The sequence below is a fragment of the Sulfitobacter sp. HI0129 genome (assembly GCF_001635395.1).
In the GTDB taxonomy this organism is placed as follows: Bacteria; Pseudomonadota; Alphaproteobacteria; order Rhodobacterales; family Rhodobacteraceae; genus Sulfitobacter.
Window position 1 is genome coordinate 1 of the sequence record NZ_LWGH01000544.1, and the last position, 2,116, is coordinate 2,116.

The 2,116-nt window shown below is 60.5% G+C and carries 1 protein-coding gene; it reads left to right on the forward strand.

The window, feature by feature from the left end:
* Positions 1 to 110: 110 nt before the first annotated feature.
* The coding region (locus A3764_RS14815) for a catalase (protein WP_067951712.1) at positions 111 to 2,116 on the forward strand (2,006 nt) is incomplete at its 3' end.

The following is a 2,116-nucleotide window of genomic DNA, read 5'->3' on the forward strand; positions in this document are numbered from 1 at the left end:
CCGCGCAACCATATCCACGACGCGCCCCCCTACCTTGATCTCGTTGACCGCCGGTCCGGTCGATCTAGCTGCCTCATCATGCTGACAGTTTATTGATGAGGAACATGATTATGACTGATGAGATCAAGCTCGGCAAAGGGGGCGAACCGCGCCAGCAGACGACAGACCCAGACAAAACGATGACTTCCGCGCAGGGCACGCCGATGGCGGATGACCAGAATTCCCTGACGGCCGGTCCGCGGGGTCCCGGCCTTCTCGAAGATCATCTGATGCGAGAGAAGATCTTTCATTTCGACCATGAGCGTATCCCCGAACGGGTGGTCCATGCCCGGGGCTACGGCGTGCATGGTCACTTCGAATTGAAGGAAGCCATTCCCGAACTCTCCTGCGCCGATATTTTCCAGCGCGCCGGCGAAAAGACACCCACGTTCACCCGGTTCTCTACCGTAGCGGGCAGCAAGGGGTCACCCGACGTGGCCCGCGACGTACGCGGCTTTGCCACCAAGTTCTACACCAACGAAGGCAACTGGGACCTCGTGGGCAACAACATCCCCGTGTTCTTCATCCAGGACGCCATCAAGTTTCCCGACCTCATCCATTCCGTCAAACCCGCACCCGACCGTGGCTTCCCGCAGGCGCAATCGGCACATGACAACTTCTGGGATTTCATCTCGCTCTCGCCCGAAGCGATCCACATGGCCATGTGGACGATGTCCGACCGTGCGATCCCGCGGTCCCTGCGCTTCATGGAAGGATTCGGCGTTCACACCTTCCGGCTGGTCAACGCCGAGGGCAAATCGCACTACGTGAAGTTCCACTGGAAGCCGAAGCAGGGCATGCAGTCCGTCGTCTGGAACGAGGCGCTGAAGATCAACGGCGCCGACCCGGATTTCCACCGCCGCGACATGTGGGATGCCATCGACATGGGGGACTATCCGCAATGGGATCTCGGCATTCAGGTGTTCGACGACGATTTCGCCGACAGCTTCGAATTCGACATCCTCGACGCGACGAAGCTCATCCCGGAAGAACAGGTGCCCGTGCGCATCATCGGCACGCTGACGCTGGACAACAACGTCGACAACTTCTTTGCCGAGACCGAACAGGTGGCCTTCTGCACCCAGAACATCGTGCGCGGCATCGACTTCACCAACGACCCGCTGCTTCAGGGGCGCAACTTCTCCTACCTCGATACGCAGATCAAACGCCTCGGCGGGCCGAACTTCACGCATATCCCGATCAACGCGCCGAAATGCCCCGTCCGGCATTTCCAGCAAGACGGTCACATGGCGATGCACAACCCCAAGGGCCGCGCCAACTACGAACCCAACAGCTGGGGCGACGACGGCGGCCCGCGCGAGAACCCGGAAATCGGTTTCAAGAGCTATCCCGAACAGGCGGAGGGCCAGAAACTGCGGACACGCTCCGAAACCTTCGCGGATCACTACAGCCAGGCGCGGCAGTTCTACATCAGCCAGACGGAAGTGGAACAAAAGCACATGGCCGATGCGCTCACGTTTGAGCTGTCCAAATGCGAGCACGAAAAGATCCGCCTGCGCATGTTGAGCCACCTGATGAACGTGCATGACAAGCTGGCCTCGGACGTGGCCGAAGGGCTCGGCGTGACCGACATGCCCGAAGCCGCGACCCCTGCCCGCAAGCCGATCACGGACCTGCCCGCCTCCGATGCGCTCAGCATTCTCAAGAACGGTCCCGACAGCTTCAAGGGGCGCAAACTGGGCCTCTATCTCAGCGACGGCGCCGATGCGGATACCGTCGAAGCGATCGAAAAGGCGTTCAAGGACGAGGGCGCCGTGGTCGCTATCGTGGCACCGAAGATCCAGGGTGTGACCCTTTCCAATGGCAAAACCCGCGCCTCGGACGAAAAGATAAACGGGGGACCCTCGGTTCTCTTCGACGCGGTGGCGCTGGTCTTTGCCAAAGACCAAGTGAACACATTGGCCAAGGACAAGCCGTCGAAGGATTTCGTCAGCGACGCTTTCGCCCATGCGAAGTTCATCGCCTATAACAGCCCGGCCATGGCGCTGCTCAAGGCTGCCGGCATCGGCGAAGACCTTGACGACGGTTGCCTTGAACTCGGCGGTTCGGACAGCGC